Origin of the sequence: Aliiroseovarius sp. S2029 (assembly GCF_023195575.1) — a bacterium.
In the GTDB taxonomy this organism is placed as follows: domain Bacteria; phylum Pseudomonadota; class Alphaproteobacteria; order Rhodobacterales; family Rhodobacteraceae; genus Aliiroseovarius; species Aliiroseovarius zhejiangensis.
This window is the reverse complement of the sequence record NZ_JALPQE010000002.1, coordinates 21040-47321: the sequence shown is the minus strand read 5'-3', so window position 1 is coordinate 47321 and position 26282 is coordinate 21040. Positions and strand designations below refer to the sequence as shown.

Below are 26282 nucleotides of genomic sequence, written 5' to 3'. Positions count from 1 at the left end.
ACGGCATCACGCCACGACAGCGGGTCAATCCGTCAGGGACAATACCCGCTGCAGCATGTTGATCAGCGCCGTGCGCTCGTCACCAGACAGCACGTTCAGAAAGCTGTCATTCAACCCGTGAATCAGCGGCGGCAGCTTTTGCGCCACGGCGCGCCCCTTGTCGGTCAGAAACACCCGAGTGGTGCGACGGCTGGACGGGTCCGCGCGGCGTTCGATCAAGCCATCCCGGGCCATCGCATCCAGATTTCGGCTGACCTGATACTCTGGCAAGGTTAACTTGGCCCCCAATTCTCGCTGGCTTTGGCCGTCTTGCGCCAGCAGCTGCATCAGGGTCATGAAGAACCGAAAATCCAGATCCAGATCGGCCAGACGCTGCTTCATCGCTTCGTCCATCCGACGCGCCAACACCTGTGACAGGAAGCCAAAACTTTCCTTGTGTGTCCCTTCGGGCCAATTCGCGCTTGTCATAGCCTGCTTTCCTTTGTCGACCCTTTCTGGATACTTGCGGATGCAACCTTTCGCAACCCGAAGGGCAGTGACCTGACCATCAAAAAACGCCCCTGCGCGGGAGCAAGGGCGTTTGAAATCATGGCGGGTGGCAGGGTTCAGACGGGTCAACCGGCTTTCAGGTCGGCGATCAACTTGTTCAGGTCACCGCCACGACGGTCCAGCATGGCGCCGATTTCCTTGCGTTCGGATTTCACGATGGAAATGCCTTCAACAACCATGTCGATGAACTTGCCGTCACGCTTGGCCACGATGAAAATGACATCAAAGGGCGATTTGCCCTTCAGGGTGGTCTGGGTCAGAACCTCATAGACGTTCTTGCCTTCCGACGTGCCGACCACATCAATGCGCCCCCCCTGAAACTCGCGAAAGCGGCTTCCGTAGCGTTGCGCGATATAGCCCTGAAAGGCCTTGGTGAATTCACGCTTCTGCGCGGCGCTGGCCGACCGGCCATCGACCCCCAGTGCACTTTGCGCGATATAGCTAACCGCAGCATATTTGGCGAACACGCCTTCGAAACGCTTGATCATCGCGGACTCTGAGGCACCGGAATTGATGATCCCGTTGATGTCGCTGACCACCTGCCCGATCAGGCTTTCCGCCTTCGACGCAGAAATGGCCGCCCACGCCCGACCCGGCAGCAACGCCACAAGGCCCAGCCCGGCCAGACCGCCCAAGACTGCGCGGCGTGTCAGTGTGGTATCGTTACCCATCATACGCATCATATATATCCTCAAGTTCGTTGTCCTCGACTTCGATGCCAAGCTCGTATCGCCGCGAATCAAGATAATAGAGCCGCATCAGCTCGTACCCGTCTTCACTAGTATAGAACTCTTCAATCGTATCGCCGAATGTGTAGCGATCACCGAATTTTGACAGAACCCATGTGGCTTTGGGAAGGTGTTTTACCTCGGTCGGCAAAGCCAAGCTTAGTGGGTTCAGAACAAAGTCGACCAGAATGCCGAACCCGTCCCGCTCGGTCGATGGGCCAAAGAAGGGCAGCACCACGTAATCGCCTTCTGGGGCGCCCCAGACATGCAGCGTTTCGCCAAAATCGCTGTCGCGCTCTTCCAGCCCGATATCCGTTGCCACATCAAACAGGCCCAGCAATCCGAAGGTCGAGTTGAACAGGAACCGTACCGTATTGTGCACCGCGTCTTCGACATTGCCCTGCAGGATGTTGTTCGCCACGACGCCCGGCAGCCCGGCATTGTCCGAGAACACCGAGATCGTGTCGCGCACCTCGCGCGGCAAAACCTCGCCATACGCGGTGGATGCGGGCGAGACCAACGCGCGGTCCAGGTCGATATTCGCCCCGTGCGTGCGACGGTTCTGGACCTCGTGCGGGTCGTCATAGCCCGTCGGGGCCGGCGCCTGCGCACAGGCGCCCAGCGCAACTAACACAAGCCCAGCCAGTGCCGGAGAAATCTTCGAAATCGGTTTGGTCACATTGATATCTTTGTCTTGGCAGCAATCATACATGTCGGGGCCACACATAATGTGCGGTGTTTCATTGCAAAGCCGTTAAGGGATTTGCAGCTTTTTATGTGTCTATTTGGCGACAGTTTACAAGCCGAATCCCGCTGATGCCAGTGCGCCAAGCCTGTGCCGTATCCTGTTGGGTTTCGTCAGTTCAGGTCAGGTCGGTTCGGATCACATGGGACAGCACGAAAACAGCTTTGGCCGGGAACATCTGCGCCATGTCCGTCACCGGATGCGGGGGCTGCTGGTCAATGCGGCCATATTCTCGGTGTTCGTGAACCTGCTGCTGCTCACCGCTCCGATCTATATGCTTCAGATATATGATCGCGTGCTCAGCAGCGGGTCCGTGGCAACGCTCGTCACCCTGTCACTGCTGATGGCGTTTCTGTTTCTCATGATGGGGTGCCTGGACTATGCCCGTGGGCGGCTTCTGGCACGCGCAGGTGCCCGGTTTCAAGCTGAACTGGACGAACGCGCTTTCCAACTCGATCTGGCCGTGGACCCACCGCAACCGCAGCAACAACCGTCCGCACCCAAAGGCACGATCCAGAACATTGACTCGATCCGGCGACTACTGGCCAGCCCGGTCATGAGCGCCATGTTCGACCTGCCCTGGACTCCGGTATTCCTGCTGGCCATCACGCTGTTTCATCCGTGGCTGGGGGCGCTGGCCCTATCCGGCGGAGCAGTTCTGATTGGCGCCGCACTGCTGAATCAATGGCTGACCCGAGGTCCGGTGGCAGTGTCACTGGCCCATTCCCGCAAGGCCGATCTGTTGGCGGGTCGCTTGCAGACCGAAGGGCAAATGATCCGCGCGCTCGGGTTTTCGGCGGGCACGGGGTGGCACTGGCAAAAACTGCGACAGGTGGCACTTGGCGCCGCGCTGTGCGTGTCCGATCAACAAAGCCTGTTCGCCGTGATGACCAAGACATTCCGGCAGTTTCTGCAGTCGGCCATGTTGGGGCTTGGGGCCTATCTGGCACTGCAGGGTGAGATGTCGCCAGGGGCAATGATTGCCGGGTCGATCCTGTTGTCCCGCGCGCTTGGCCCCGTTGACGTGATCGTCGGACAGTGGCCCATTGCCCAGCGCGCGCAGGCCGCATGGCGCGCCTTGGCCGCCGATCTGTCAAACACACAGCCAACGGCTGCAAAAACGACCCTGCCCCGTCCCGCTGCCAATGTGCAGCTTGCGCATGTCACCGTGATCCCGGCGGGGCAGAGTTTCGCCGTCCTGCAGAATATCTCGTTCTCACTTCATCCCGGCACGGCACTGGGGGTGATCGGTCCCTCAGGTGCGGGCAAATCGACGCTGGCGCGGGTGCTGACGGGCGCGCTGCACCCCACCGCCGGATCGGTGCGGCTGGATGGCGCGGCACTTCACCAATACGACCCGGCACAACTTGGCCATGCGATCGGTTACTTGCCGCAACGAGTAGTGTTCTTTGACGGGACCGTCGCCGAGAACATCGCCGGGTTTCGTCCGGAAACTGACGATGCCGATATCGTGGCCGCCGCGCGTGCCGCTGGCGCACATGAAGTCATCCTGTCCCTGCCCGACGGCTATGACACCATGGTCACACCGGGAATGGCGCCGATCTCGGGCGGCCAGTTGCAGCGCATCAGCCTGGCGCGCGCGCTGTTTAGCGACCCGCCCCTGGTGGTTTTGGACGAGCCGAACTCCAACCTCGACCATGATGGTTCACATGCCCTGAGCCTCGCAATCCAGGCCGTCAAAAACCGTGGCGGCGCGGTGGTGATCATGGCGCACCGTCCCTCGGTCATACAGCATTGCGACCAGCTGATGGTGCTGGAGCGAGGCCGGATCACCGACTTCGGGCCGCGCGAGGAGATCTTGCGCAAAACGGTACGCAGCGCCCCGCAGCGCCACGCCCTGCACAGTATCGAACACGGTGGGGATGGCCATGCCTGATCTGTCCGCCCGCAGCTTCACGATTTTCGGCTTCCTGGTGTTGACCGTCCTGCTTGCCGGCCTTGGCCTTTGGGCCGTCACCGCGCAGATCGCCGGGGCCGTGGTGGCCCAAGGTATGCTTCGGCCCGCGCATGCGCTGCATGTGCTGCGTCATCCGGACGGGGGCGTCGTCGAATGGATTGGGGTCGAAGAGGGTGACAAGGTACAAGCAGGTGACAGGCTTCTGACGCTGGACGCAACGCGACATCTTTCAAGGCGGGCGGTTCTGGAAACCCAACTGGCCGAAGTGCTGGCCCGCATTGCCCGTCTGAAAGCGGAACGCGATGGGGCCGCCGACATCACCTTTCCCGTCCGATTACACGAAACCGTGCGGGCGCACCCGAACCTTGCCGATGTCATGCAAGGGCAAATCCGCCTGTTTCAGTCGCGCCGCGAGCTGACAACCACCCGAGCCGCACAACTGGACAAGCGTGCATCGCAGATCGGCCAGCGGAGGAGTGGGCTGACCGCACAAACCACAGCCCTTGCGCGGCAATTGGACCTGCTGCGCGAGGATCTGAACCGGCAACGCGACCTGTTGATGCAAGGGCTGGCCCAATATCCGCGGATCGCGACCCTGGAACGCGAGGAAGCCGTTCTGACGGGCCGTCTGGCCGAACTCTCTGCTTCCATGGCCGAGGCAGAGTTGCGGCTGACCGAGACGCAGTTGCAGCAATCGTCACTTGAGGCCGAACAGCGTGAACAGGTGATCGCAGAGCTGCGTGACCTACAGTCGAAATCGGCCGAGCTGTCTGAAACGCTGCAAGGAATTGACTATGACATCCGACAGTTAACCCTGCGCGCGCCGGTTTCGGGCCGGGTGCACCAACTGACGATCCACACGCCGCAATCCGTGCTGAAACCCGGTCAACCTGTGCTGAACATCGTCCCACAGGACGGACCTCTGCGTGTCGCGGCGCGCATCCAGCCTCGTGATATTGATCAGCTTTTCATCGGTCAGCCTGTCACACTGACGTTTCCATCGGTCGCACAACGGCAAGGGGCAGATGTGATCGCCCAGATCGGCAAGATTTCGGCCGATGCCGTGACAAGCGAACAAACCGGGCAAAGCTATTTTGAGGTCGAAATCACCATCGACCCCAAAGAGCACACGCGACTGCCGCCGGAAGTCGTTCTGGTTCCCGGCATGCCGGTCACGGCGTTCATCAAGACAGGGTATCGCAGCCCGATGTCGTATCTGTTGCACCCGCTGTCCGGCTTTTTTCGCACCGCGATGCGCGAAAAGTAACGCACATCGTTTATTGCGCAGGTCGCTCAGCGCGCTTTCACCCTTTTCACCATACAGATAGCAAGTTAGCGTCCCCGCACTTGCCCGCGCCGGATCAGTTGAAAAGGATGTAAGATGAGCAAATTTGAAACCCGACTTGCCGAACTGGGCGTCACCTTGCCCGATGCACCGGCACCCGCCGCGAATTATGTGCCCTATGTCAAGATTGGCGATCTGGTGCATGTGTCGGGGCAGATCTCGATGAAGAACGGGGCATTTCTGACTGGGAAGCTCGGTCAGACGATGACCGCCGAAGAGGGGGCCGAAGCCGCGCGCAGTTGCGCCATCAGCCTGCTGGCGCAGGTCAAAGCGGCCTGTCAGGGGGATCTGGACCGCCTTCAGCGGGTGGTCAAGCTGGTCGGATTCGTCAATTCGACCGCAGACTTTGGCGATCAGCCCAAGGTGATCAACGGGGCGTCGGACTTCATGGTCGAAGCTCTGGGCGATGCCGGGCGGCATGCGCGTTCCGCCGTGTCCGCCGCCAGCCTGCCCTTTGGCGTTGCGGTTGAAATCGAAGGCGTTTTCCAGGTCAAATGACCCGCCCGCCCGTCCCGCTGCCAACAGGGTTTCTGACCCGCCCGATCGCCCATCGCGCGCTGCATGACATAACGGCAGGACGCCCCGAAAACTCGCGCGCGGCGATCCGGGCGGCCATCGCGGCGGGCTACGGGATCGAGATTGACCTGCAATTGTCGAAAGATGCGCAGGCCATGGTTTTTCACGACTATGACCTCAACCGGTTGACGGGCCAAAAGGGGCCGATCCAGCAACGCAATTGCGATGAACTGCGCGACATCCCTCTGCTGCATGGCAACGAGGGCATCCCGACCCTGGATGAGGTGCTTGATCTGGTGGCGGGACAGGTGCCTTTGCTGATCGAGATGAAGGACCAGGATGGCGCCATGGGGCCGCGCACCGGGCCGCTGGAACAGGCGGTTGCCAAGACGCTGTCCGGATACCAGGGCGACGTGGCGGTGATGTCGTTCAACCCGCATTCGGTCGCCACACTGGGTGCCCTTGAACCCGGCTGCGCCCTTGGCCTGACCACCGAAGCCTTCCTGCAAAAAGACAACCCGCTGCTTCCCGCAGCCACCCGCCAATACCTGCGTGACATCCCCGATTTCGACCGCGTGAACGCCAGCTTCATCAGCCACGACATTCACGACCTGAACAACCCCGCCGTTGCCAGGCTGAAAGCCAGGGGCGTGCCTGTTCTGTGCTGGACGGTCAAATTGAAAACTGCCGAGGCCGAGGCACGCAAGATCGCCGACAACATCACCTTTGAAGGCTATGCGGCTTGACCACGGGGATGCGGTTTGGCCCAATGTTGCCGTGACAGATACTCAGATCGAAATCCGAACACACCAAAGCCTTGCCAGCATCGCGGCAAAGGACTGGGATGCTTGCGCCTGTCCCGAGGTGACTGATGGCGGCCGACCTGTCGATCCGTTCACGACCCATCGTTTTCTGTCGGCACTGGAAATGTCACGCAGCGTGGGCGACGGCACCGGCTGGCAGCCGCATTACCTGAGCGTCAGGACTGGCGGGCAGATCATCGCCGTCGCCCCCGCCTATGCCAAGACCCACAGCCAGGGCGAATATGTGTTCGACCACAGTTGGGCTGACGCCTACGCGCGTGCAGGCGGGCGGTATTATCCTAAGCTGCAAGTCGCGGTGCCCTTCACCCCGGTGACGGGCCGACGTCTGTTGACCCGCCCCGGATACGAAACCATCGGGCGGGCGGGATTGGTGCAGGGGCTTGTGCAGATCGCGGCGGATAATGGCCTCAGTTCGGCGCATGTCACTTTCTGCACGGGCGACGAAGCGCAGGCAGGCGCGCAGATGGGCCTTCTGCACCGGATCGGGCAACAATTTCATTGGGAAAACGACGGTTATCCGACCTTCGATGCGTTTCTGGGCAGTCTGAGTTCGCGCAAGCGCAAGCAGATCAGGAAGGAACGGCGCCAGGCGCAGGGGTTTGGCGGCATGATCGTCGCGCGGACAGGCGATGCGATCCAGCCACAGCATTGGGATACATTCTGGCAGTTCTATCAGGACACCGGCGCGCGAAAATGGGGTCGCCCCTATCTGACCCGCGCCTTCTTTGACGAGATCCACCAGACGATGCGCGATGATCTGCTTCTCGTGATGGCCGAGGTGGACAACCGCGCAGTGGCCGGCGCGCTGAACGTGATCGGGCGCGACACGCTGTTTGGGCGCTATTGGGGCGCGCTGGAACACCACCCCTGCCTGCATTTCGAGCTGTGTTATTATCAGGCGATTGACTACGCGATTACCCACGGACTGCTTCGGGTCGAGGCCGGGGCGCAAGGCGAACACAAACTGGCGCGCGGGTATCTGCCCGTGGCGACCCATTCACTGCACTGGATCGCCGAACCGGGCTTTCGTGACGCCGTTCAACAGTTCCTGACCGCCGAGAAGGAAGCCGTGGAGGAAGATATCGAGATCCTGACCTCCTACGGCCCCTTTCGGAAATCGGCCAAGGGCGAAGGCGGCTAGGCCGGCAGATCGGCCAGCAACGCCTCGCCGCCCGAGGATTCGCAGACGCCGGGGTTTTCTTCAGCATTCAAGACCTTGACCACGCCGTCTTCAGCATAAAGCGCATAACGACGCGAGCGGTTGATCAACCCGGCAGGCGGGGCATCAAACGTCATGCCAACGGCGCGCGTAAACGCACCCTCGGCATCGCCCAGCATGGTGATCCCGGCCTTTGTGGCGCCCGTGCTTTTGCCCCAAGCGTCCAGTACGAAGGGGTCGTTTACAGCAATACAGATTACCGCATCCACGCCTTTCTTGTCGAAATCGGGTTTCGTCCGCATGAAACTGGGGACATGCGCTGTTGTGCAGGTGCCGGTATATGCCCCCGGCAGCGCGAAGATCACGACCTTCTTTCCCTTCGTGAAAGACGAAAGCTCGACCGGTTCCGGCCCGTCAGCGCCCAACCGCAACAAGGTCGCATCGGGCAGTTTGTCACCTACTGAAAGAGTCATTTTCTACATCCCTGATTGTGTTTCCGACCCCTCTAGTCATAGTCTGCAATCCGCGTCAGGTCAGTAGGAATGGAAAGCCCGCATGTCTCACATTGTTGTCATTGGCGCCGGTCAGGCCGGTGCGTCCTTGGTTGCAAAGCTGCGAAACACCGGGTTTGACGGAGACATCACGCTGATCGGGGCGGAACCGCAGCCGCCTTACCAACGCCCGCCACTGTCCAAGGCCTATCTGCTGGGCGAGATGGAGGAAGAGCGCCTGTATCTGCGTCCCGAGCATTTCTATGCCGACAACGACATCACCTTGCGACTGAACACCCATGTGGATGCGATTGATGCCAAAACGCGCGAGGTGGTGATCGGGGACGAGCGACTGCCCTATGACCAACTGGCCCTGACCACCGGATCGGTGCCGCGCCGTTTGCCCGCCGCAATCGGTGGCGCGCTGGATGGCGTTCACGTGGTGCGCAGCCTTGCCGATGTGGACGGCATGGCCGCCGAGTTTGCCGCAGACCGCCGCGTTCTGATCATCGGGGGCGGGTATATCGGGCTCGAGGCCGCCGCCGTGGCCTCCAAGAAGGGTTTGCGAGTCACTTTGGTGGAAATGGCCGACCGCATCCTGCAACGGGTCGCCGCGCCTGAGACCTCGGATTACTTCCGCGCGCTGCACCACGCCCATCGGGTCGACATTCGTGAAGGCGTCGGGCTGGAACGCCTGACGGGCGACACCCGCATCACCAGCGCCGTCTTGTCGGACGGCACCACGCTTGAGGTGGATTTTGCCGTGGTCGGCGTGGGGATCGCCCCCGACACTGCGCTGGCCGAAACCGCCGGGCTTGAAATCGACAACGGCATCAAGACAGACGCCCTTGGCCGCACCTCGGACCCGGCGATCTGGGCGGCGGGCGATTGCACGTCCTTCCCGTATCGCGGCACCCGAATCCGCTTGGAAAGCGTGCCGAACGCGATTGATCAGGCCGAAATCGTCGCGCGCAACATGATGGGTGAAAAGGTCGAGTACATCGCAAAACCGTGGTTCTGGTCGGATCAATATGACGTAAAACTGCAAATCGCAGGCCTGAACGCAGGCTATGACAACGTTGTGGCACGGACGGGCGAGCATGAAGGCAGCATGAGCTTCTGGTACTATCAGGGCGACACGCTTCTGGCGGTGGATGCAATGAACGACCCCCGCGCCTATATGATCGGAAAGCGCCTGATCGAGGCAGGCAAGACCGCTGACAAGGCGATCATTGCCGACCCGTCGGCGGATCTGAAGCCGTTGTTGAAATGAGGATCATCGCCGGTCGGTATCGCGGGTTGGGTCTGGCAAATGTCGGCAAGGGCGACGCGGGCGCGCATCTGCGTCCCACCACGGACCGGGTGCGGGAAAGCCTGTTTTCGATGCTGACCGGAGGCCGATTTGGCGATCCGATCTCCGACGCGCGGGTGCTTGACCTGTTTGCGGGCACCGGGGCATTGGGGTTGGAGGCGCTGTCACGCGGGGCAGCGCATGTCACATTCGTCGATGACGGTCGCAAGGCCCTGTCCCTGATCCGCGAAAACATCGCCAAATGCCGCTGCTCTGATGAAACCTCTGTCATCAAGCGCGACGCCACGCGACTGGGGGACGGCCAGCCACATGATCTTGTCTTTCTTGATCCCCCTTACGGCAAAGGGCTAGGCGAAAAAGCCCTGACCACCGCCATCACCGGCGGCTGGCTCGCGCCAGACGCGCTGATTGTGTGGGAGGAGGATACGGCAATCACCCCGCCCAACGGCATCACCGTGTTGGAAACGCGGCGGTATGGCGACACCACGATCTCAATTTGCGCGTTTCAGCCGGATCATTACCAGGTCGGGTGAAACTTGCCTGCCGGTGACAGTGTGAAAATCTCGCACCCGTCCGCCGTCACCCCGACCGAATGCTCAAACTGCGCCGACAGCGACTTGTCGCGGGTGATTGCGGTCCAGTCATCGGACAGGATCTTGGTCTCGGGCCGGCCCAGATTGACCATCGGTTCGATGGTAAAAAACATGCCTTCTTCCAGAACCGGGCCGGATCCGGGGCGGCCGTAATGCAGCACATTGGGCGGCGCATGAAACACCTGTCCCAATCCGTGCCCGCAGAAATCGCGCACCACCGACATGCGGTGGCTTTCGACATGGGACTGGATCGCGTGACCGATGTCACCGAAGGTGTTGCCGGGGCGCACGGCCTCGATCCCTTTCATCAGCGCATCATGCGTCACCTGGATCAAGCGGTCGGCAAAGGGCTTGATTGTCCCGGCCTTGTACATGCGGCTAGTGTCGCCATACCAGCCGTCCACAATCACCGTGACATCGACATTCAGAATGTCGCCGTCGATCAGTTCGTCATGTTTGCGCGCCGATTTCTCGTTCTTGCCTTTGGGGGTCTTGGACCCCGGAATGCCATGACAGACAACATGATTCAGCGAAATGCAGGACGCGTGTTTGTATCCCTTGTAGCCGATCGTCGCGGACACTGCGCCAGCCTCGTCCACCATCGCTTCGATTGCGGCATCGATTTCGGCGGTGGTGACGCCCGGCTTCACCATCGGCGCGATCCGGTCCAGAATGTCGGCGGCCAGACGGCCCGCCGCATGCATCCCGGCAAAATCGGAGGGGTCATACAGGCGGATGCCTTCTTTTGTCACGCGCATGGTGTCGTCCATGGTTTAGTCCTTTTGCTTCGCCCCTAAATAGGGTGTTTAGGCCAAAGACGCCAGAGGGGCCGCGATTTCAATGCCCTCGGGACTGATCCGGGTGCCAAGCACGATGGTGTCCACCCCGGCGGCGCGGGCCGCATCGAAGGCCGCGCCATAGGCCGGGTCGATATCGCGCGCCAGGTCGAAGCGGTCACAATCGGTGCGCTGCACAAGGTAAAGCATCACCGCACGATGACCCTGCGCCACCATGTCCGCCAACTCTCGCAGATGCTTGGTGCCGCGGGCGGTCACGCTGTCCGGAAACTCGGCCAACCCGGGCTGACGACTCAGCGTCACGGATTTCACCTCGAGATAGGTTTGCCCCGCGCCCTCCAGCAAGAAGTCGATGCGGCTGCCTTTCCCATATTTCACTTCGCGCCGGACGGTGTGGTAGCCTTGCAGGTCCGGGATCTGACGCGCCTCAAGCGCCGCCCAAAGCGCCCGGTTCGGCACCGAGGTGTCGACGCCCGTAAAATGCCCGTTCTCGTGATCGACAAGCCGCCAGCCGAAGTTCAGCTTTTTGAGGGGGTCGTCATTCGGCTCCAGCCAGATCTTCATGCCCGGTTCCGCCAGCCCCATCATCGAGCCGGGATTGGCGCAATGGGCCACCACCTCGCGCCCGTCCTCCAACAGGCAATCGGCCAGGAACCGTTTGTAGCGTCGAATGAGTCTGGCGGGCACAAGAGGGCTGGGAAATTGCATGGACCGGGCCTATACCGGAAGAAGGAAAGGAGCAAGCAATGCCAAACCCAACCGCCGCCATGCTGGTCATCGGAGACGAGATTCTGTCAGGCCGGACAAAAGATGCGAACATGCATCATCTTGCGGGGAAACTGACCGAACACGGCATTGACCTGAAAGAGGTGCGCGTCGTATCCGATGATGCCCCCGCGATCGAGGCTGCGGTAAAGTCCCTTTCCGACACCTATGACCATGTGTTCACATCAGGTGGGATCGGCCCCACCCATGACGACATCACCGCCGACTGCATTGCGCGCGCCTTTGGCGACCGTATCGACATCCGTGACGACGCGCGCGACCTCTTGGCCGCCCATTACGCGCGGCAGGGACAGGATTTCAACGCCGCACGCCAGCGCATGGCGCGCATCCCGGACCGGGCCACACTGATCGACAATCCGATTTCCGTCGCACCGGGCTTCACGTTGGAAAACGTGCATGTGATGGCTGGCGTTCCGTCCGTCTTCAAAGCCATGGTCGACAGCGTGTTGCCCCGCCTGACCGGCGGCGCTCCACTGCATTCACGCTCTATCCGGATCGAGCGCGGCGAGGGTGAAATCGCCGGTCCGCTGGGGCAATTGGCAAGTCAGAATGCAGACCTGAGTTTCGGATCCTATCCATTCATTCAAAACGGAATTTTCGGCGCCAACATCGTGATTCGCGGCACAGATCCCGCCCGGATTGATGCGGCAGCCAAATCCCTGTCCCAGTTGTTTTCGGAGGGCACATGAAACATACGCTTCCCAGTGTTGATCAGATAATCGAGGCCTGCGAGGTCACATGGCCCCCGGCCAAAACCGAGCGCATCGGTGCCTGGGTCATTCGTGATGGTGCAGGCGGGGGCAAGCGTGTTTCGGCGGCAACGGAAAGCTGGCCCACCACCGAAGCCGATTTGCCGGTGGCGGAAAAGGCGATGCGCGCGCTTGGAATGGACCCGCTGTTTCAGATCCGCCATGGCGACGAGCATCTGGACGATATGCTGGAAAAGCACGGGTATCACATTGTTGATCCAGTCAATTTCTGGGTGATCGAGGTCGAGGAGCTGACCCGCACCGCACCGCCTCCGGTCTCGGCCTTCTCGATCTGGCCCCGCCTCAAAATCATGAACGAATTGTGGGAAGCCGGCGGCATCGGAGAAGAACGGCGCGCGGTGATGGACCGGGCAGATTGCCCCAAGACAGGCTTGTTGGCGCGCACCGACGATGCACCGGCGGGGGTCGGTTTTGTCGGCCTGCATGGCGACATCGCGATGGTGCATGCCTTGCATGTCGACAAGAACATGCGCCGCATGGGCACCGGGTTGAATCTGCTGAAACAGGCGGCGGTTTGGGCCAAATCGAAGGGGGCCAAATATGTTGCGCTGATCGTGACGCAGGGCAACCACGCCGCCAATCCGCTTTATGCCAATATCGGGATGCATCTGATTGGGCATTACCATTACCGCACCAAGTCGCAGTAAGGGGACGAGTGATGGCGCATAAAAACAACGGTGTGACGGCGCTTGACCTGCCGATGGTCGATCCGCTGCCCGAAGATATTCAGAAGTATTTCGACATCTGTGACGAGAAGCTGGGAATGGTTCCGAATGTGCTGAAGGCCTATGCCTTCGACATGGAAAAGCTGCGCGCGTTCTCGGCGATGTATAACGAGCTGATGCTGGGTGAGAGCGGCTTGTCAAAGCTGGAACGCGAGATGATCGCGGTGGTCGTCAGTTCGATCAATCGCTGCTGGTATTGCCAGGTCGCCCATGGTGCCGCTGTGCGCACTCTGTCAGGCAACCCGCAACTGGGCGAAGCGATGGTGATGAACTGGCGGATGGCCGATCTGAATGACCGCCAGCACGCGATGCTGCAGTTTGTCGAACAGGTCACCAAGTCCTCTGCGGAGACCACCGAAGCGGACCGGGACGCGCTGCGCGCGGTCGGATTTTCTGATCGGGACATCTGGGATATTGCGGCGACGGTCGGGTTCTTTTCGATGTCGAACCGCATGGCCTCGGCGGTCGGAATGCAGCCAAATGACGACTATCACGCCCAGGGCCGATGACATTTCGATTCTGGCATCTGCTGTCGGGCACGGGAATGGTGCTTCTGACCGGCCTCGCCCTGCCCGCACGCGCCATTGATCTGCCCGCCGGGGCGAAGTTGCGCGCAGAAGAACGTGAAGTCGCCGCCCGCGCGACCCTTGCGACAGGGCGGTATGACGGACAACAGGTGCCGGTGATCGCCGCCGAAGGCCAGGTCATACGGCAGGCGTGGCGGGTGGACGGCACCAGCCAGACCAGTTTCCAGATCCTGACCGGGTTGCGTGATCAATTGGATCAAGACGGGTTCGACATTCTGTTTCAATGCCAATCCGTTTCCTGTGGCGGTTATGATTTCCGGTTTGGCATCGGCCATTTCAAGGCGCCGGATATGTTCGTTGATCTGGGTGGTTACCATTATCTAAGCGCCCGCAAGGGTGATCATCTTACCAGCGTTCTGGTCAGTCGCTCGAAGGAAGCAGCGTTCATCGAACTGCTTCAGGTGACGCCGCCCGGCAGCACCGGGACGGAGATATCAGCACCTGACGCGCCTGCCACACCCATACGACCCGCACCGTCGGATCGGCCGCTGGAGACGCAGTTGGAAACGCTGGGTCGCGCCGTTCTTCACGGGTTGAGCTTTGCGACGGGATCCTCTGAACTCGATGATGGGAATGTGCCGGTCCTGACCGAACTTGCGCAGTATCTGAATCAGAACCCCGGACGGCAGATTGTGCTGGTGGGCCATACGGATGCTGAAGGCGGCCTTTCCGGAAACGTCGCGTTGTCACGCAAACGGGCTGCGGCCGTGATGGAAAACCTGATCCGGCTTCACGACGTGAACCCCGCGCAGGTGTCTGCCGAGGGGGTTGGTTATCTGATGCCGCTGGCACCAAACCTGACGCCTGAGGGGCGCGAGGCGAACCGGCGTGTGGAAGCGGTGCTGATCAGTACCGATTAAGCCACCTGGGCCTTACCAGTTGTCCGGCCCCTTTTCGGCAAAGGCATGGACAAGGAAATCAATGAAGGCGCGCACTTTCGGCTGGGTAAAACGCCCCGGCGGATAGACCGCATAGATGCCCTGCACATCCTGCGGCAGGTCGGGGATCGCGTCGATGACCAGCCCCTGCTCCAGCGCGTCTGCATAGAGGAAGCTGGGCAGATAGGCGATGCCAAGGCCCGAAATCGCGGCGTTCAGCAAGGATTGTCCGTCATTCACGCTCAGCCATCCGGCGGACCGGACCTGCCGCACTTCGCCCGAGGGGGCGGGCACTTTCCAGACATTGCCCGAGCTTTGGTTCGAGTAGTGCAAAAGTTTGTGTTCGTTCAGATCGTCGATGCGCGTGGGGCGGCCATATTGCTTGAAATAATCCGGGCTGCCGACCATGCGGCGCGTCGTGGTCGAGATTTTGCGAGCCCGCAGCGAACTGTCTTCCAACTCGCCCACGCGGATCGCCATATCAAACCCTTCCGAGATCAGCTCGACATAGCGGTTGGCCAGATCCATGTTCACATGCACCTCGGGGAAGTCATGCAGAAACTGGCCCAACACCGGGCTCAGGTGATTGACGCCAAAATCGGTGGCGACAGAAATGCGCAGGATGCCGGAGGGGGCGGATTGCATCGACGTGACCAGCGCATCCGCTTCACCCGCATCGTTCAGCACGCGCCGGGCGCGATCGTAATAGGCAAGGCCGATTTCCGTCGGACTGACCCGCCGCGTCGTGCGGTTGAGAAGCCGCGCGCCCAATCGTGCCTCAAGGCTTGAAACATGCTTGGACACCGCAGATTTCGAGATTCCCATCTTCTTGGCAGCATCCGTGAAACCACCCTGATCCACGACAGTGGCAAAGGCTTCCATTTCGGTCAATCGATCCATTTCACTCTTTCCACAAGTTCACCCCAGTGCCCCGTTTATCCGGGCCAATTGGGGCAAGACTGTGAAGAACACCCGACAATACGGGGGTAATTGCAGGGATCGTTATGACCTTGGAAACGACGCAGGTGCGCTAGCGCGTTGAAAAGACTAGTTCTGCCACGCTGATCCAGATGGGCAGGGTCAGGGCCGCCAACAAAGTGGTCTGTGCGATCAGGGTGGCGACAAGGTTTCGGTCAGCGCCAAAGCCTGAGGCCAGCACATGCGCAGCCGACGCCGTTGGCAGCGCGGCAAAGACCACCAGAACCGAGGCGATCGCCGGATCAAGGCCCAGCAAAAGCCCGATGGTCAGCGCGAAAAGCGGCAGGGCCACCAGCTTGATCGTGCAGATCGCGCCGCTGAACCGATCCAGCCGCGCCAGCGCGCCCCAGTTCATCGTCGCACCGATCGACAGAAGCGCGATGGGAATGGCAGCGCGCGCCAGCATTTCGATGGGCGCCATGATGGGGGCAGGCAAGCGCCACCCCATCAGCCCGAACACCACACCACCCAGACTGGCCAGCAGAAACGGGTTCAGCGCCACTCGGGCCACCGTCGCGCCGACACCCAGCGCCCCACCACGTGACAAGGCCGACACGGCAAACAGGTTGGCAACCGGAACCCCCATGCCGACCGCCACGGCCATTTCACCCGCCCCGCCATGGGTCAGAAGCTCGACCGCGACCAGCCCAAGCGCCGTATTGAACCGCCAGCAGACCTGCCATGCCCCGGCGAAGTCCAGGAACCGGTCTGGTCCGACACGACGGGCCAGCCAGCCCAGCACCAGCCCGACCGACAGGATAGCCCAGACAATCGGCGCCATGACGAACAGCTTTTCAGGGTCGATGGGGCGGCTGGCGGCGGCGACGAACAGCAGCGCGGGGAACAGAATCTCGAAATTCAGGCGGTCCAGGCCCTGCCATGCGTTTTCCGACAGCCGTTTGCGCAGCAGCCCGCCCAGCCCCACCAAAAGGAAGCTGGGCATGAGACCGGTAAAGACGGCGAAGAAAACCATGTGACCTCCGGGGGCATACCCCGTGGTCAGTTCAAAGCGAGGCCGCCAGGCGCGATCCTTGGTCGATTGCGCGCTTTGCGTCAAGTTCGGCGGCCACATCTGCGCCGCCAATCACATGCGGCGCCTTTCCACGCGCTTCAAGCGCATCGGCCAGGCTGCGGTCGCTGACTTGTCCGGCACACAGGACGATGTTGTCGACCTTAATCATACGCGGATCTTCCCGTGCCTCGCCGGTCGAAACCATCAACCCCTCATCGGTGATGCGCTCGTAATTCACACCGCCCACCATCTCGACCCCTTTCATCTTCAGGGTCGCGCGGTGGATCCAGCCTGTCGTCTTGCCCAATCCCTTGCCCAGCGCCTTGGCCTTGCGCTGCATCAAGGTGACGTGGCGCGCCGGAGTTTCGGGTTTCGGTCCCTCTGGAGCCAGCCCGCCTCGCGCCTGCGCCGGGTCGGCCACACCCCATTCGGCCAGCCATTCTTCAAGGTTCTCGGTCGGGCTGTCCCCGGCCTGGGTCAGATACTCGGCCACATCAAAGCCAATACCACCGGCACCGATAATGGCCACGCGGTCGCCCACCGGGACCTCGTGCCGCAAGACATCAATATAAGACAGCACCTTGTCAGTTCCCTGCCCCTCGATGCCCGGATCGCGGGGAATGACGCCGGTCGCGATGATCACCTCGTCAAAGCCGTCCAGATCATCCACCGAGACATCCTTGCCCAGTTGCAGGTCAATACCCGACGCCGCAACTTGCCGGTCATACCAATCGACCAGCCCAATAAATTCTTCCTTGCCCGGGATTTTCTTGGCCATGTTCAATTGACCGCCGATCTGGTCGGCGCGATCAAACAAAGTGACCTTGTGGCCCCGCTCGTCCGCCACCAACGCCGAGGACAAGCCCGCTGGCCCGGCCCCGACAACCGCGATGGTTTTGGGGCTGTCGGTCTTGTCATAGCGCAGCTCGGTCTCGTAACAGGCGCGGGGGTTCACAAGACAAGTGGAAATCTTGCCGCTGAACGTGTGGTCCAGACAGGCCTGATTGCAGGCGATGCACGGCGCAATGTCGCCCGCGCGACCCGCCGCAGCTTTGGCGACGAAATCAGGATCGGCAAGGAAGGGACGCGCCATCGACACCATGTCCGCCGCGCCCCCCGCCAGAACCTCTTCTGCCACGTCAGGGTGGTTGATCCGGTTTGATGTGATGATCGGCAGTGACACCTGCCCCATCAGCTTTTTCGTGACCCACGTAAACGCGGCGCGGGGAACCGAGGTCGCGATGGTCGGGATGCGCGCCTCGTGCCAGCCGATGCCGGTGTTGATGATGGTGGCGCCTGCTTTCTCGATCTCTTTCGCCAGTTGGACGACTTCATCGAAGATTGATCCGTTGGGCACAAGGTCGATCATCGACAGGCGGTAAATGATGATGAAATCCGGCCCCACGGCGGCGCGCACGGCTTTCACCACTTCGATGGGTAGGCGCATCCGGTTCTCATAAGATCCGCCCCAACGATCTTCGCGCTTGTTGGTGTGAGTCACAAGGAACTGGTTCAGGAAGTAGCCTTCGGACCCCATCACCTCGACCCCGTCATACCCCGCCTCACGCGCGCGGGCGGCGGCAGTGGCGAAATCGGCGATCTGCTTCTGGATGCCATCCTCGTCCAGCTCTTTCGGCGGGAAGGGCGAAATCGGCGATTTGATCGGGCTGGCCGAGACACAATCCGGCCCATAGGCATAGCGTCCGGCGTGTAAGATCTGCATCGCAATCTTGCCGCCTTCGGCATGGACGCGGTCGGTTACGATCCGATGGTTGGCAATGTCCTGTTCGGTGTAAAGGCCAGCCGCGCCGGGATACACACCGCCTTCGGGGTTCGGCGCCATGCCGCCGGTCACGATCAACCCCACCCCGCCGCGGGCGCGTTCGGCATAGAACTCGGCCACGCGCGGCCAGTCGCCACGTTCTTCAAGCCCGGTATGCATCGACCCCATCAGCACGCGGTTCTTCAGCGTCGTGAAGCCAAGATCGAGGGGCGAAAGAAGGGTCGGATAGCTGGTCATGCGGGCGGTCTCCTGTCAGTTGCGGCAAATCTGGACGACCTGCCGCGCGCTGTCATTCAAAACGCTGCGTAACCGGGCAGGTTTACCAAGCGCAATCCGCGGCCAGCGCGTCGATCTGGTCCGGCGCATAGACGGCGATGCCTGCCGCACGCAATGCGGCGGTGGTGACGCCAAAGCCGGGCCGCTGCCGTCCATCGTGATGCCCACTGTATAACAAGCGCGACCCGCAGGAAGGGCTGGCCTCGGTCAGCAGGGCATGGGTGCACCCGTGCGACAAGGCGCAGCTGACCGCTTGATGCGCGCCGTCAATGAACGGGGCCGTCACGTCGACCCCGGCGCTGTCCAGAACCCGCGCCCGGCCCGCCAGCACGTCTTCCCCGTTTGCCCCCGGCTCAATCTCGGCAGGCAGGCGAGGCACGGGCAGACCCCCGGCCAGTTCCGGGCAGAAGGGCACGATACGGTCATCGGCGTCCCATCGGGTCAGGCGGTCGTGCAGCAAGGTCTTGGCACGTCCATCATATCGCACCTTCTGCCCCATCAGGCAGGCGCTGACCAACAGCCGCGACATGGGTCAGCCGGTTTCCGTGCAATGGCGCCGGAACGCGCGTTTGAGCATGTCCAGCTCTTCACGCAGCAGATCGACCTCGGCCCGGATGTCGGTTTCCAGCGGCTGGCCGGTCACGATCGAGAGCGCGTTGAGCGTCTCGCCGCTGTCCCTGTCGGCAATCAGAAAGGTCTGGACCCCATCGGTCAGCAACTCTGCCGGAATGGGCACGGAGACGTTGAAAGCCCCCGGCTGATCCGGGCGTGGCGTGACGGTGATGCCGTCAATGTTCTGTGACAGATGTGTCACCTGAAGGTCGGCCGGCGCCGCAGTTCCGTCCGGCATGGTCAATACACCTTCCCAAACGCCGGCCTGAATGCGCGCCTTTACCAGTTGAGGTTTCGTCACGGCTTGCTCCTTCTCAGACCTCAGCGCGCGGGCGACGGCTGAATGTCACGTCGCGCAGGATCATCTGGCTCATCTCGGGGTTTTCAAAGACCAGATCGACCCACATCCGGTCGACCCGTTTTTCATTCAGGTTGGTATAGGCAAGGTCGAACTCGACAATCGCCTCGTCCTCATCCACGGGCACGGCGCGGACGATCTGTTCGGTGTTCGGGCCATGTTGGATATTCAAACGGGCGAACAGTTCAAGCGGCTTCTCCATCTCGACCTGGGTTGTCAGGCGCACAAGGTGATTGCGCTTCAACCCCTCAACGGCACTTGGTGGAAGTTCGATCACCAGCGACAGGAAGGATCCGTCAAATCCGAAGACGTCCATCCGGACGCCAAAAGGGGCAAGATCGCTTTCGCGCGTGTTGCGCACCTGGCGCACCGTCAGTTCCGAGACACGGCAGTCGTGAAACACCGTTACCTCGCTTCCAAAGGCCGATTTGCTTTCGACCGCGGACCGGCCTGGCGGCGATAGCGGGCCGCGCCACAATTCCGGGCGATAGGCCCAATCGCAGTGCAGGGGTTTCTGAATGGCGTCCGATCCGATCAGTGGCAGGGTCAGTCGCCCATCTGCCACGTGCAACACGCGATCCAAAGCCTGACGCAACGCGCGCGCACGGGCGCGCGCACCGCGCAGCGCCGCAAGGTCCAGGGTTTCAGCGTCGCGCAGCACCGACTGCCACCGCTGCAACGACCGCCGTTGAAGCCAGTGATCCAGAATGCCGTTCACGCGTCGCACCATGATGAGCTGCCGTCCCGCCTAGATTCGTCTGCCTGCCCGCACCAGTTCTTAGACCAGATACGTTACCATTGCGCAAACCACCCTTCCAGCGTTGCGCGTCGTCGGCTCCGCCATGTTACCGGTTCGCCTTGCGAATTTGCGACACGAAATCACGCAGAAGTGCAAGGCCCTTGCCCTGCCCAAACGGCTGGTCGGCGAAGGCGGTTGCGCTGGCGGTGACGAGCCTGCCGTTCACTTCAAGAAACGCCCGCCATGTGGTGTCGGACAGTGATTCAGGCAGGCCGCCCGACGTGTCCCGGATGCGGACATACAGCACCCCCGAGGCTGATTTCGTGTCCAGCAAGGTGACGGTTTCGGCGCGCCCGTCGCGGCTGAGCGCCGCACGACCTGCGTCGCTCTGGACGAAATCGCGGGCTTCACGCAAGCGCGCATCGGGATCTGTGGGCAACCCCACCGCCTGCACGGGCATGGGAAGAACCGTCGCCGTCAGAAAGGCCGGTTTTTCGGGTTTGGGATCGGCAGCATTCTTGGTCAGGGCAGCGCAGGCGCCGATTGGAATGAAGGCGCCGGCCTCGGTATCCTGATGGGACGTCGTGTCGATGCAGAACCCTTTGGGTGTCGCGATCGTCACGGCCCCACCCATGACCGTCTTGGCACGAACCAGATCCCCGCGCGGTGTCGCCCGCTGGGCCGAGAATATGGGACTGTCCGACAGGTTGAGCCCTGATGCACCGTCCCCCCCAAAACAACCCGCCAGCATAAAGGCGATCCCCGTCGTCACTGCTGCGCGCCACGCGCCCCAACCGCGCCACCTGAACTTCCTACACATAACTCCCCCTACCCGAGGCAACACATTCCGGGCCACAACTGACCGCCCGTGAATGTCCACCAACTGTTCCCGGTTGTCCATCCGTCAGAACGCCGCCATCATACCAAACAAGCATTCTCATCGTCAGGACTTCTTGTGACGCTTACACCCGACCCCGCCACCCAGGTTTCCCACGCGGCTTTCTGGTCACCGGCTTATCCCCGCATTCAGCTATGGCGCACATTCCTTGGCATCCTCGTGATTCATGCGGCGTTTTTTGCCGTCACCTTCGCCCTGTTCATGATCGGCGCGCAGCTGCTTGACACCGATCCGGGCCACATGCTGGGGGCGTCCACCCCGGCCGAGGCATCGGTGTTCTTCCTGACCTTCCTTGGCTACCACCTGGGACTTTGGATCACGGTCAGAACATTGCACAAACGCGGGTTTCGCAGCCTGTTTGGCCCCGCCCTGCGCGTTGACTGGCGCCATTTCCGGCGCGGTCTTCTGGTCGCCATCGGCATCAGCGTCGCCGCCATACTGGTTCAGTTTCTGCATCCCCTGTTCCTTCCCCCGGCCCCCGAAGCCGCTGCAGAACAATCCATGCCCGTCACCACATGGGCGCTGTTGATCGTGCCCGCGCTGACCTTGGTGTTGATCCAGATCTTCGCGGAAGAGCTGGTGTTTCGGGGATACCTTCTGCAACAGCTTCGCGCCCGGTTCCGGTCGATCTGGATCTGGGCCATCCTGCCATCCTTTGCGTTCGGAATGCTGCATTTCGACCCTGCCACATATGGCATCAACGGCATTTTCTATGTCACCCATACAACCGTGATCGGGATCCTTCTGGCAATCGTCACCTTGCGCACCGGCAATATCGGGGCCGCCGCAGGATTGCACTTTGGCAACAACGCCATGCTGATCTTTTCCGGTACCAAAGGCACACTGGACGGGTTTTCGCTGTTCCTGACCGAGATGGAGCTGACCAGCGTCCAGATGACCTGGTCGATCCTGACCCAGACTGCGGTTGTCGTGGTGGCTTTCGCAGTTTGGTGGCGGCACTCCGGCCGTAACCAGCCAATTGCAAAAACCGCCAAGGCGGACTAGGTAAAACGAAACGACCAAGGAAGACAGGCGATGAACTGGATCTCGAACTACGTCCGCCCCCGCATCAACTCGCTGTTCTCGCGCCGCGAGGTGCCCGAGAACTTGTGGACCAAGTGCTCGGAATGCGGAACGATGCTGTTTCACCGCGAATTTGCCGAGAACCTGAACGTCTGCACGAACTGCGACCATCACATGGCGATCACGCCACGCGAACGGTTTGCCGCGCTGTTTGACGGGGGCGTGTTTGCCGAGGTCGACGTGCCCGCCCCGGTCGAAGACCCGCTGCATTTCAAGGATCAGAAGAAATATCCCGAACGGATGAAAGCCGCCCGCAAGGACACCGGCGAGCGTGAGGCGATGCTGGTGGCCGAGGGTGAGATCGGGCGCACGCCCATAGTGGCCGCGGCGCAGGATTTCAGCTTCATGGGTGGCTCCATGGGCATGTATGTCGGCAACGCGATCATCGCCGCTGCCGAACGCGCTGTCGCCTCCAAACGCCCACTCGTCCTGTTCTCTGCCGCAGGTGGTGCACGGATGCAGGAAGGCATCCTGAGCCTGATGCAAATGCCGCGCACCACGGTTGCGGTGCAGATGCTGAAAGAAGCCGGGCTGCCCTATATCGTCGTCCTGACCCACCCGACCACCGGCGGCGTCACCGCGTCCTATGCCATGCTGGGCGACGTTCACATCGCCGAACCCAATGCGCTGATCTGCTTTGCCGGGCCGCGTGTGATTGAACAAACCATTCGCGAAAAGCTGCCCGACGGCTTCCAGCGCGCCGAATACCTGCTGGATCACGGGATGCTGGACCGCGTCACCCACCGCAAGGACATGAAAGACGAGCTTGTCACGATCCTGCGTATGCTGACCGGCCAGGGCCCCGCCGTGAAGGGCGACCTGCCCAAGCCCGAGGATGTGCCGACCCCGGCAAAAGGGGACACCCCAGATCCCGCAAAGCCCAAGGCCGAGGCAAAGAAAGCGTGAGCGTGGCAGATTCGGACGTCATCCTTGACCGGATGATGTCCCTTCACCCGAAGATCATTGATCTGACCTTGGACCGTGTCTGGCGCCTTTTGCACGCCGTTGACGACCCGCAGGACAAGCTGCCGCCGGTGATTCATCTGGCGGGCACCAATGGCAAGGGCTCGACCCTTGCGATGCTGCGGGCGGGGCTTGAGGGCGCGGGAAACCGGGTCCATGCCTATACCTCGCCGCATCTGGCGCGGTTTCATGAACGGATCCGGCTGGCAGGCGAGCTGATCAGCGAAGAGGCCCTGACCGAAGTGCTGGACCGCGCCTATGCCGCCAATGGCGGCGACACGATCACCTATTTCGAGATTACGACCGTTGCCGCGCTGATGGCATTTGTGGAAACGCCCGCCGATTATACGCTGCTGGAAACAGGGCTGGGTGGGCGGCTGGATGCGACCAATGTGGTCAGCAAGCCCGCATTGACCATCATCACCCCCATCTCGATCGACCACACGCAGTTTCTGGGTGATACGCTGGCCGCCATTGCGGGTGAGAAGGCGGGCATCCTGAAACGTGGCGTGCCCTGCATCGTCGGCCCGCAACCCGACGAGGCGCTCGAGGTGATCGAGGCGAAGGCCGCACGGCTGGGCTGCCCGCTGTTCGCCCACGGTCAGCACTGGCATATGGCCGAAGAACGCGGGCGGTTCATCTTTCAGGACGAAACCGGGTTGTTGGACCTTCCGATGCCTGCCCTGATCGGTCCACATCAGCTGGAAAACGCGGGCGCTGCGGTTGCCGCCCTGCGCCAGTTGGGGTTTGGCGAGGCGGCCTGTGAAGCTGCGATGCGTAACGTGAGCTGGCCTGCGCGGATGCAACGGCTGCGCTACGGCCCGCTGGTGGAAGCCGCCGGGGATGCTGAGCTTTGGCTGGACGGGGGCCACAACCCCGCCGCGGGGGAAACGCTGGCCAAGGTGCTGGCTGATCTGCCTGATCGCCCGACCCACCTGATCTGCGGCATGCTGAACACCAAGGACATCGCAGGCTATCTGCGCCCACTGTCGCGCGTGGCGGACAGCCTGACGGCGATCTCCATCCCTGATGAGCCAAACACCCTACCTTCGGATGTCACAGCGCGCGAAGCCCGCGGAGTGGGATTTGACGCAGGTGAAGCGGCCAGCGTGGCTGATGCGATCGCCGATATTCGGGCGAAAGACCCTGACAGCCGCATCCTGATCTGCGGGTCACTATACCTGGCAGGATCGGTCTTGAAGCGGAACGGATAGCCGGTCAGACGCCGAAAATCCGCCGTGATCACAAAATAAATCTCGGAAATTCGGCACGCGAGGATTCACTTCGCCCACCAACCCCCCGAAAAGAATCAGTTTTTCGGGATCAGGCGAATCGACATATGATTCGGCACAATATGTTGACAGATTAAGTGGTTAGCCACTACTAATGGGGTATTCTTCAGGTAAAGTTCACAACAAGTGAACGGCTTGTCGAGCAGTACTTTGACCAGGGGGCCTTATGTTTCGGTTGATGTGGAAACGGACAGTACAGTTTGTGATCACAAACTTGCGTCCGTCTTTGCGCGAAACAAGGGCCTCGCTTGCCAGCCCCGTCATCGGCACAGGATCATCGCATCCGGCATGAGCATCATGCCAGGTTGCCCTGTCCCTGAACGCGGGTTGTCCGGTTCGGGCGTGGTCACGATGGTCGGACACGATGCGCGTAAGTTAGACGGGCAGGACAAGACCTTGGGGTCGCCAGTGGCGGCCCCGTTTCATTCGCTACCCCAATTCTTGTCCTGCATCTCGCGCAAACGGCTGGCGGTGCGCTCAAACTCGAACGAACCCTCGCCTTCGACATACAGCATCTCGGGTTGCGCAGCGGCAGACGCGATCAATCGCACCTTTGCCTCATAGAGCGCGTCAATCAGCGTGACGAACCGCTTGGCCTCGTTGAAGTTCGACCGGCTGAGGCGTGGAATGTTCTCCAACACCAGCAGCTTCACGTTCTTGGCGATCGTCAGGTAATCGCCCGGCCCCAGCATCGCCCCGCACAGGTCGTGAAACCCTGCTCGCGCCGCCCCATTGCGATAGGCCGGCAGCACCACATCGCGGCCCTTGACGGTCAGGGTCAAGGGCGCGGCCTCGCCCCCCGTCAGATCGCGCCAGATCGCGTCGATTGCGATGCGAGCGTCGGCATTGGCCGGGGTGAAATACACCTGCTCGCCCGCCAGACGGTCCTGGCGATAATCGTTGGGGCTGACCAGTTCATGCACCACCATCTGCTGTTTGATCAGCTCGACAAAGGGTAAAAACAACTGCCGGTTCAGCCCATCCTTATACAAATCGTCCGGGTGCCGGTTCGAGGTCGTGACCACCACCACGCCCGCATCAAACAGCTTTTCAAACAGGCGCCCCACCAGCATAGCATCGGTGATGTCAGTGATCTGCATTTCGTCAAAGGCAAACAGGCGTACATCGGCCGCGATCTTTTGCGCAACGGGACCAAGCGGATCGTCCACTCCGCTTTTGCGCGCAGCGGCCATGCCTTCGTGCACTTCCTGCATGAAGGCGTGGAAGTGGACCCGACGTTTGGCCGAGGTCTCAAGGCTGTCCACGAACAGGTCCATCAGCATGGATTTCCCGCGCCCGACCCCGCCCCAAAGATAAATGCCTTGCGGCACATCTTCGGGTTTAGAATGAAACAACCCACCCAGAATGCCGCGTTTTCGGGCAGGCGCCGAATCAAGATGGGCGCGAATATCCTCAAGCGCGGGCAGCGCCGCGACTTGCGCGGGGTCTCGGGTGATCTCGCCGCTTTGGGCAAGGGTTTCGTAGATCTCGATCAGGTTTGCCATGGCCGAGGAATAGATCGGTTCCAAACATAAGAAAAGGTGAAGCGACAGATCAGAAACGAA

General features: G+C 61.3%; 28 protein-coding genes. 14 read left to right on the top strand and 14 right to left on the bottom strand.

The window, feature by feature from the left end:
* Positions 1-24: 24 nt before the first annotated feature.
* The 3 genes from MUY21_RS04855 to MUY21_RS04845 form a co-directional block, all read right to left on the bottom strand.
* A complete protein-coding gene (locus MUY21_RS04855; RefSeq protein ID WP_248409242.1) occupies positions 25-468 on the bottom strand; it encodes a MarR family winged helix-turn-helix transcriptional regulator in 444 nt (147 codons plus the stop codon).
* 146 nt (positions 469-614) lie between these two features.
* On the bottom strand, positions 615-1220 hold the full coding sequence (locus MUY21_RS04850; RefSeq protein ID WP_248409241.1) for an ABC transporter substrate-binding protein: 606 nt from the start codon (positions 1218-1220) through the stop codon (positions 615-617).
* Positions 1213-1956 (bottom strand): VacJ family lipoprotein, encoded by a 744-nt coding sequence (locus MUY21_RS04845; RefSeq protein ID WP_248409240.1) that lies wholly within the window; start codon positions 1954-1956, stop codon positions 1213-1215. The genes MUY21_RS04850 and MUY21_RS04845 overlap by 8 nt, the downstream gene beginning before the upstream one ends.
* 208 nt (positions 1957-2164) lie before the next feature.
* Here MUY21_RS04845 and MUY21_RS04840 point away from each other — a divergent pair, with 208 nt between their 5' ends.
* The 5 genes from MUY21_RS04840 (at position 2165) to MUY21_RS04820 (ending at position 7766) form a co-directional block, all read left to right on the top strand.
* Complete coding sequence (locus MUY21_RS04840) at positions 2165-3919, top strand: type I secretion system permease/ATPase (protein WP_248409239.1); 1755 nt, start codon at positions 2165-2167, stop codon at positions 3917-3919.
* Entirely contained in the window at positions 3912-5207 is a 1296-nt protein-coding gene (locus MUY21_RS04835; protein WP_248409238.1) for an HlyD family type I secretion periplasmic adaptor subunit, read from the top strand. Before MUY21_RS04840 ends, MUY21_RS04835 begins: the two co-directional genes overlap by 8 nt.
* Before the next feature lie 114 nt (positions 5208-5321).
* Complete coding sequence (locus MUY21_RS04830; protein ID WP_248409237.1) at positions 5322-5783, top strand: RidA family protein; 462 nt, start codon at positions 5322-5324, stop codon at positions 5781-5783.
* Complete coding sequence (locus MUY21_RS04825) at positions 5780-6547, top strand: glycerophosphodiester phosphodiesterase family protein (protein WP_248409236.1); 768 nt, start codon at positions 5780-5782, stop codon at positions 6545-6547. The genes MUY21_RS04830 and MUY21_RS04825 overlap by 4 nt, the downstream gene beginning before the upstream one ends.
* Before the next feature lie 31 nt (positions 6548-6578).
* Positions 6579-7766: a GNAT family N-acetyltransferase gene (locus MUY21_RS04820; protein WP_248409235.1), complete on the top strand. Its 1188-nt coding sequence runs from the start codon at positions 6579-6581 to the stop codon at positions 7764-7766.
* Here the strand turns inward: MUY21_RS04820 and MUY21_RS04815 are convergent.
* The gene (locus MUY21_RS04815; protein ID WP_248409234.1) at positions 7763-8257 is read right to left on the bottom strand and encodes a peroxiredoxin; all 495 of its coding nucleotides are present in this window, start codon (positions 8255-8257) and stop codon (positions 7763-7765) included. The two genes, MUY21_RS04820 and MUY21_RS04815, sit on opposite strands and share 4 nt — an antisense overlap.
* Positions 8258-8339: 82 nt before the next feature.
* Here MUY21_RS04815 and MUY21_RS04810 point away from each other — a divergent pair, with 82 nt between their 5' ends.
* Positions 8340-9548, top strand: coding sequence for an FAD-dependent oxidoreductase (locus MUY21_RS04810; RefSeq protein ID WP_248409233.1), 1209 nt, complete (start codon positions 8340-8342; stop codon positions 9546-9548).
* Entirely contained in the window at positions 9545-10120 is a 576-nt protein-coding gene (rsmD, locus tag MUY21_RS04805) for a 16S rRNA (guanine(966)-N(2))-methyltransferase RsmD (RefSeq protein WP_248409232.1), read from the top strand. Before MUY21_RS04810 ends, rsmD begins: the two co-directional genes overlap by 4 nt.
* Here rsmD and map read toward each other — a convergent pair.
* Both map and sfsA read right to left on the bottom strand, forming a co-directional pair.
* Positions 10105-10950 carry a type I methionyl aminopeptidase gene (map, locus tag MUY21_RS04800; protein WP_248409231.1) on the bottom strand — a complete coding sequence of 282 codons (846 nt, stop codon included), beginning with the start codon at positions 10948-10950 and terminating at the stop codon, positions 10105-10107. The genes rsmD and map overlap by 16 nt on opposite strands.
* Before the next feature lie 36 nt (positions 10951-10986).
* A complete protein-coding gene (sfsA, locus tag MUY21_RS04795) occupies positions 10987-11685 on the bottom strand; it encodes a DNA/RNA nuclease SfsA (protein WP_248409230.1) in 699 nt (232 codons plus the stop codon).
* 38 nt (positions 11686-11723) lie between these two features.
* Between sfsA and MUY21_RS04790 the strand changes: the two genes are divergently transcribed.
* The 4 genes from MUY21_RS04790 to MUY21_RS04775 are packed head-to-tail and all read left to right on the top strand — an operon-like array spanning position 11724 to position 14705.
* The gene (locus tag MUY21_RS04790) at positions 11724-12452 is read left to right on the top strand and encodes a molybdopterin-binding protein (RefSeq protein WP_248409229.1); all 729 of its coding nucleotides are present in this window, start codon (positions 11724-11726) and stop codon (positions 12450-12452) included.
* Positions 12449-13180, top strand: a complete 732-nt coding sequence (locus MUY21_RS04785; protein ID WP_248409228.1) for a GNAT family N-acetyltransferase — start codon at positions 12449-12451, stop codon at positions 13178-13180. Before MUY21_RS04790 ends, MUY21_RS04785 begins: the two co-directional genes overlap by 4 nt.
* An 11-nt stretch (positions 13181-13191) precedes the next feature.
* Positions 13192-13767, top strand: coding sequence for a peroxidase-related enzyme (locus MUY21_RS04780; protein WP_248409227.1), 576 nt, complete (start codon positions 13192-13194; stop codon positions 13765-13767).
* A complete protein-coding gene (locus tag MUY21_RS04775; protein ID WP_248409226.1) occupies positions 13764-14705 on the top strand; it encodes an OmpA family protein in 942 nt (313 codons plus the stop codon). The genes MUY21_RS04780 and MUY21_RS04775 overlap by 4 nt, the downstream gene beginning before the upstream one ends.
* A gap of 12 nt (positions 14706-14717) precedes the next feature.
* On the opposite strand, the gene MUY21_RS04770 is transcribed toward MUY21_RS04775, so the two are convergent.
* The 7 genes from MUY21_RS04770 to MUY21_RS04740 all read right to left on the bottom strand — a co-directional run bounded on the left by MUY21_RS04770 (position 14718) and on the right by MUY21_RS04740 (position 21301).
* Complete coding sequence (locus MUY21_RS04770) at positions 14718-15623, bottom strand: LysR family transcriptional regulator (RefSeq protein ID WP_191287572.1); 906 nt, start codon at positions 15621-15623, stop codon at positions 14718-14720.
* Between the two features lie 130 nt (positions 15624-15753).
* Positions 15754-16674 carry an AEC family transporter gene (locus MUY21_RS04765; RefSeq protein WP_248409225.1) on the bottom strand — a complete coding sequence of 307 codons (921 nt, stop codon included), beginning with the start codon at positions 16672-16674 and terminating at the stop codon, positions 15754-15756.
* Between the two features lie 31 nt (positions 16675-16705).
* The gene (locus tag MUY21_RS04760; RefSeq protein WP_248409224.1) at positions 16706-18733 is read right to left on the bottom strand and encodes an NADPH-dependent 2,4-dienoyl-CoA reductase; all 2028 of its coding nucleotides are present in this window, start codon (positions 18731-18733) and stop codon (positions 16706-16708) included.
* An 82-nt stretch (positions 18734-18815) separates the two neighbouring features.
* Positions 18816-19301, bottom strand: coding sequence for a DUF523 domain-containing protein (locus MUY21_RS04755; protein WP_248409223.1), 486 nt, complete (start codon positions 19299-19301; stop codon positions 18816-18818).
* 3 nt (positions 19302-19304) lie between these two features.
* The gene (locus MUY21_RS04750; RefSeq protein ID WP_248409222.1) at positions 19305-19685 is read right to left on the bottom strand and encodes a hypothetical protein; all 381 of its coding nucleotides are present in this window, start codon (positions 19683-19685) and stop codon (positions 19305-19307) included.
* A gap of 13 nt (positions 19686-19698) precedes the next feature.
* On the bottom strand, positions 19699-20472 hold the full coding sequence (locus MUY21_RS04745; protein WP_248409221.1) for a DUF6478 family protein: 774 nt from the start codon (positions 20470-20472) through the stop codon (positions 19699-19701).
* A gap of 115 nt (positions 20473-20587) precedes the next feature.
* Complete coding sequence (locus MUY21_RS04740; protein ID WP_248409220.1) at positions 20588-21301, bottom strand: hypothetical protein; 714 nt, start codon at positions 21299-21301, stop codon at positions 20588-20590.
* Positions 21302-21436: 135 nt separating this feature from the next.
* Here MUY21_RS04740 and MUY21_RS16155 point away from each other — a divergent pair, with 135 nt between their 5' ends.
* From MUY21_RS16155 to MUY21_RS04725, 3 genes are read left to right on the top strand one after another with little or no spacing between them, the layout of a single operon-like run.
* On the top strand, positions 21437-22384 hold the full coding sequence (locus tag MUY21_RS16155; protein WP_248409219.1) for a type II CAAX endopeptidase family protein: 948 nt from the start codon (positions 21437-21439) through the stop codon (positions 22382-22384).
* A 30-nt stretch (positions 22385-22414) separates the two neighbouring features.
* Positions 22415-23368: an acetyl-CoA carboxylase, carboxyltransferase subunit beta gene (gene accD / locus MUY21_RS04730; protein ID WP_248409218.1), complete on the top strand. Its 954-nt coding sequence runs from the start codon at positions 22415-22417 to the stop codon at positions 23366-23368.
* Positions 23365-24639, top strand: a complete 1275-nt coding sequence (locus tag MUY21_RS04725) for a folylpolyglutamate synthase/dihydrofolate synthase family protein (protein WP_248409217.1) — start codon at positions 23365-23367, stop codon at positions 24637-24639. Before accD ends, MUY21_RS04725 begins: the two co-directional genes overlap by 4 nt.
* A gap of 500 nt (positions 24640-25139) precedes the next feature.
* Here the strand turns inward: MUY21_RS04725 and zapE are convergent, their stop codons facing one another.
* The gene (gene zapE / locus MUY21_RS04720) at positions 25140-26222 is read right to left on the bottom strand and encodes a cell division protein ZapE (RefSeq protein ID WP_248409216.1); all 1083 of its coding nucleotides are present in this window, start codon (positions 26220-26222) and stop codon (positions 25140-25142) included.
* Positions 26223-26282 lie beyond the last annotated feature (60 nt).

Coding starts and splice junctions, on each gene's coding strand:
- MUY21_RS04770 (WP_191287572.1), bottom strand. CDS start 15,623: ATGGATCGATTGACCGAAATGGAAGCCTTTGCCACTGTCGTGGATCAG.
- zapE (WP_248409216.1), bottom strand. CDS start 26,222: ATGGCAAACCTGATCGAGATCTACGAAACCCTTGCCCAAAGCGGCGAG.
- MUY21_RS04740 (WP_248409220.1), bottom strand. CDS start 21,301: ATGTGTAGGAAGTTCAGGTGGCGCGGTTGGGGCGCGTGGCGCGCAGCA.
- MUY21_RS04850 (WP_248409241.1), bottom strand. CDS start 1,220: ATGGGTAACGATACCACACTGACACGCCGCGCAGTCTTGGGCGGTCTG.
- MUY21_RS04855 (WP_248409242.1), bottom strand. CDS start 468: ATGACAAGCGCGAATTGGCCCGAAGGGACACACAAGGAAAGTTTTGGC.
- MUY21_RS04835 (WP_248409238.1), top strand. CDS start 3,912: ATGCCTGATCTGTCCGCCCGCAGCTTCACGATTTTCGGCTTCCTGGTG.
- MUY21_RS04775 (WP_248409226.1), top strand. CDS start 13,764: ATGACATTTCGATTCTGGCATCTGCTGTCGGGCACGGGAATGGTGCTT.
- map (WP_248409231.1), bottom strand. CDS start 10,950: ATGGACGACACCATGCGCGTGACAAAAGAAGGCATCCGCCTGTATGAC.
- rsmD (WP_248409232.1), top strand. CDS start 9,545: ATGAGGATCATCGCCGGTCGGTATCGCGGGTTGGGTCTGGCAAATGTC.
- MUY21_RS04765 (WP_248409225.1), bottom strand. CDS start 16,674: ATGGTTTTCTTCGCCGTCTTTACCGGTCTCATGCCCAGCTTCCTTTTG.
- MUY21_RS04825 (WP_248409236.1), top strand. CDS start 5,780: ATGACCCGCCCGCCCGTCCCGCTGCCAACAGGGTTTCTGACCCGCCCG.
- MUY21_RS04780 (WP_248409227.1), top strand. CDS start 13,192: ATGGCGCATAAAAACAACGGTGTGACGGCGCTTGACCTGCCGATGGTC.
- MUY21_RS04755 (WP_248409223.1), bottom strand. CDS start 19,301: ATGTCGCGGCTGTTGGTCAGCGCCTGCCTGATGGGGCAGAAGGTGCGA.
- MUY21_RS04785 (WP_248409228.1), top strand. CDS start 12,449: ATGAAACATACGCTTCCCAGTGTTGATCAGATAATCGAGGCCTGCGAG.
- MUY21_RS04745 (WP_248409221.1), bottom strand. CDS start 20,472: ATGGTGCGACGCGTGAACGGCATTCTGGATCACTGGCTTCAACGGCGG.
- accD (WP_248409218.1), top strand. CDS start 22,415: ATGAACTGGATCTCGAACTACGTCCGCCCCCGCATCAACTCGCTGTTC.
- MUY21_RS04815 (WP_248409234.1), bottom strand. CDS start 8,257: ATGACTCTTTCAGTAGGTGACAAACTGCCCGATGCGACCTTGTTGCGG.
- MUY21_RS04840 (WP_248409239.1), top strand. CDS start 2,165: ATGGGACAGCACGAAAACAGCTTTGGCCGGGAACATCTGCGCCATGTC.
- MUY21_RS04830 (WP_248409237.1), top strand. CDS start 5,322: ATGAGCAAATTTGAAACCCGACTTGCCGAACTGGGCGTCACCTTGCCC.
- sfsA (WP_248409230.1), bottom strand. CDS start 11,685: ATGCAATTTCCCAGCCCTCTTGTGCCCGCCAGACTCATTCGACGCTAC.
- MUY21_RS04790 (WP_248409229.1), top strand. CDS start 11,724: ATGCCAAACCCAACCGCCGCCATGCTGGTCATCGGAGACGAGATTCTG.
- MUY21_RS04810 (WP_248409233.1), top strand. CDS start 8,340: ATGTCTCACATTGTTGTCATTGGCGCCGGTCAGGCCGGTGCGTCCTTG.
- MUY21_RS04760 (WP_248409224.1), bottom strand. CDS start 18,733: ATGACCAGCTATCCGACCCTTCTTTCGCCCCTCGATCTTGGCTTCACG.